Genomic DNA, 3090 nt, shown 5'->3' with positions numbered 1-3090 from the left:
AGACCACCCAGCACGGCACGCCCCGCCGCGCCAGACTCACCACCAAGGCCATCCCGTTCGGCGACGGGCAAGCCGCCGCCCGCACCGAACGACTCCGACTACGCGCCACCCGCCTTACCGAACTCCGAGAACGCGGCCTCCGAGTCTGCAGCACCGAACGACACCCCCACCCCGACCAACCCGGCCACTACTACATCATCGACAACCTCCGCCACACCGCACGTCCGTAAACGATCGTTCGCGTTACACGCGCGGGAGGGAGCGCCGCCTCAACGCTGACACCGTGGCCATGGAGGGCTCGAGGAGCGCCAGGTAGCCGCTCCCTGCGCCGAAGCGCCACCGCATTGAACGGATTCAGCCAATCCGAACGCTACGCCGATCATCCGATCCGTGCTGCCACAGCGGCGGCGACCACGAAGACGATAACAACGCCGAGAGCCAGGCGTACTCCGGGCCAGCGCCACGCAATGGCGACGACGAGGGTTTCGCAACACGCCCTAAAGCTCGAGCGCGGGGGCCGCGCGAGCGGCGGGTCGTCTTGACATGGCGAGGCTGACCGCCAGCCTGGCGATTTGCGCGTGTACACCCGACTGATAGTTCGTGATTATGTAGATTGCAACGGGGGCGACAGGAGTGGGAGCGCTCGTCGGGGTATGTCTCGAGGCGAAACGCGCCCACGGTGTCGCCCCTGCATCGACCGAACGTACCTGATCCGGGGGAACCGCCTTGACCACTTCGACCGACACGCATGATGACGTCACCGTGTTCCTGACCTCATTAACGCAGGCGGACGTGCACGCCGACGGCACAGTGGTGGGCATCGAGGCGACGAACGGGGGTGGGTTGCGTGATCGTGTAGTGGCGTTCGTGCAAGAGCGGGCACTGCGGCTCGGGATCCCGGCCACCGCGACCCTCATCGACGACTCCTCGCATTGGACCCTGACGATTGACGCCGATGGTCGTGTGGCCGAGGCGCTGAACGGGATGGGCCACGGGGGCTCGGAGTACGCCGGACAGGTCACCCCGACCGCGGCGACGGCGTCGACAAAGGTAGCGCCCGAGCCGTCATCGTCGCCTGCAGTACGCGGGGCCGAGTCGACCGAGTCGTGGCCGCACCGTCCCACGGTCGACGACCTGCTCGCGTCCCGGCCCAGGCTGCGGCCGTTGCGTGCGACGACTGGGTGGCAGGGCCGGGTGCGCCGTCTGAGCGGCGGGGTCATCTCGCCGAAGCCGAGCACCGCCGAGCAGACGAAGCACGAGCGCACCACGCGCGTGCAGAAGCGGCTCGACGGCCCGTGTACCATCGTCGTGTTGAACCCCAAGGGCGGCGCGCACAAGACTACGAGCACCCTGCTGCTCGCCGCGACGTTCGGCCGGCTCCGCGGCGGGTCGACGCTCGCGTGGGACAACAACGAGACCCGTGGCACCCTCGGCTGGCGCGCGCAGCACACCCCGCACCACCGCACCGCCGTCGACCTGCTCAACGACCTCGACCGCTTCGAGAATCCGAGCGTTGCGAGCCTCAGCCAGCTCGACGATTACGTTCGCACGCAGGTCGACGCCCGCTTCGACGTGCTGGCTTCCGATGAGGATGCCGCCGCGACATCCACCATCGACGACGTCGCGTTCGACCGCCTGCACCGCACGCTGTCGAGGTACTACCGACTGTTGATCGTCGACACCGGCAACAACATGCGCGCCTCGAACTGGGTCGCCGCCGTCGCCGCGGCCGACCAGCTCGTCATCGTCTCGACCGTGCGCGAGGATACCGCGGCAAGTGCAGCCTGGCTCCTCGACGGGCTCGCCGAGAAGGGCTTCAGCGACAAGGTCGACCATGCTGTCACGATCCTGACCTCGCCATCGGACAAGCCTGACCATGAGCTTGAGCAGCGCCTCGCCGACCATTTCGGGGCGCTGACGGCCGCCGTCACGACGATCCCTTACGACGACTCCCTCGTCGACGGCGGCACAATCGACTTCGACGCCCTCTCACCGGCAACGCACAGCGCATGGCTCGAGGCCGCCGCGGTAATCGCCGACCAGCTCTGAGAGGAAGGGGCGGCGTGTTTGGGCGCCGTCCGACGGCCCTCAATCGGCCGGTGGATGCCGGTCTCGAATGCGACGCGGCGGCCAGTGATTCGGTCATGACGACCCAATTCCACCAGCCCACCAGGGTCAGCGCGTCGGGCCAGACAGGACCGGTACTGGGACCGACGTGTCGGTCGCCCATTACCGCCGGCGATCCTTTCACGCAAGCCGGTCCGGCTTCTGCTTCTGGGAGGGGAAACCGCCGCGGCGCTGCGCCACCGATGCCCGGTTCTCTCACAAATGCCTGCTCGAGCTAGTAGGAGGCGACGATAGCCAGCACCGGGAATGACATCCACTGCCCAGTCCCGGTCGGAACCCGTACCGGCAGGAACCACAGGTCGCGCTGCGCTTGATCCCGGGGCTGGTAGTCCAGTCGGTTCGCTGGATCCTTCGGTGCATAGTCCGGGCGCACCATGGCGACCCGCTTCCGGAACTGCGCCGATGGTCCCGGCCAGCCGACACGTTTCGCGAGTACTGAAGCCGGCGTTGTCGGAACTCCGCCAGCAACGCTCGTACCCCGGTGAGAATGACGCGCCTATGGTTCCAAACAACACCGTCCACTCCATCAGGTGTTGCAACGACCGTTAGGCACCGCCCAACCGTGACCCCCCACTGACGAAACGTTGAGCAGACGATGAAATCCCCCTGCATGTGACTGATCAGAGGGACTTCATCGGCTCCGTGTGGTGTTCCAGCTGGTCACGCCGCACATCGGTCTGGAAGCGCCTATCCTCCAGCGGGTGACGCTGCCAATGCCCCGCTGAAATATCAGCCGATACCTCACGTTAGCGGTGCAGCTGGGAAGACACCAAACCGTTGCGGCGTTTCACGCCCTGAAGTCGGCGACTGACCAGCGGAAACGACGCTTCCGCTATGAGCGGGGGCCTGTCCGGAATTCGGTGTAAACGGCGTTAGCCCTGCTCTCGGTTGAGTCCGGGGATGCGGTTCGCGAAGGTGGTCGCGAATGCGTTGGGTGCGGGCTTCCAGCGCATGGTCCACCGC

General features: G+C 66.6%; 2 protein-coding genes. Both read left to right on the top strand.

Features of this window, described 5'->3' with window-relative positions:
* Nucleotides 1-230 (top strand): hypothetical protein (locus AC1DZA_RS20070; RefSeq protein ID WP_476774092.1); only part of this gene is annotated, 230 nt, incomplete at its 5' end.
* A 496-nt stretch (nt 231-726) separates the two neighbouring features.
* Nucleotides 727-2049, top strand: coding sequence for a MinD/ParA family ATP-binding protein (locus AC1DZA_RS20065; RefSeq protein WP_476774091.1), 1323 nt, complete (start codon nt 727-729; stop codon nt 2047-2049).
* The last annotated feature ends 1041 nt before the right edge of the window (nt 2050-3090 follow it).

The sequence above is a fragment of the Agromyces sp. P2_B3 genome (assembly GCF_056404815.1).
This window is presented reverse-complemented; position numbering and strand designations above follow the sequence as displayed.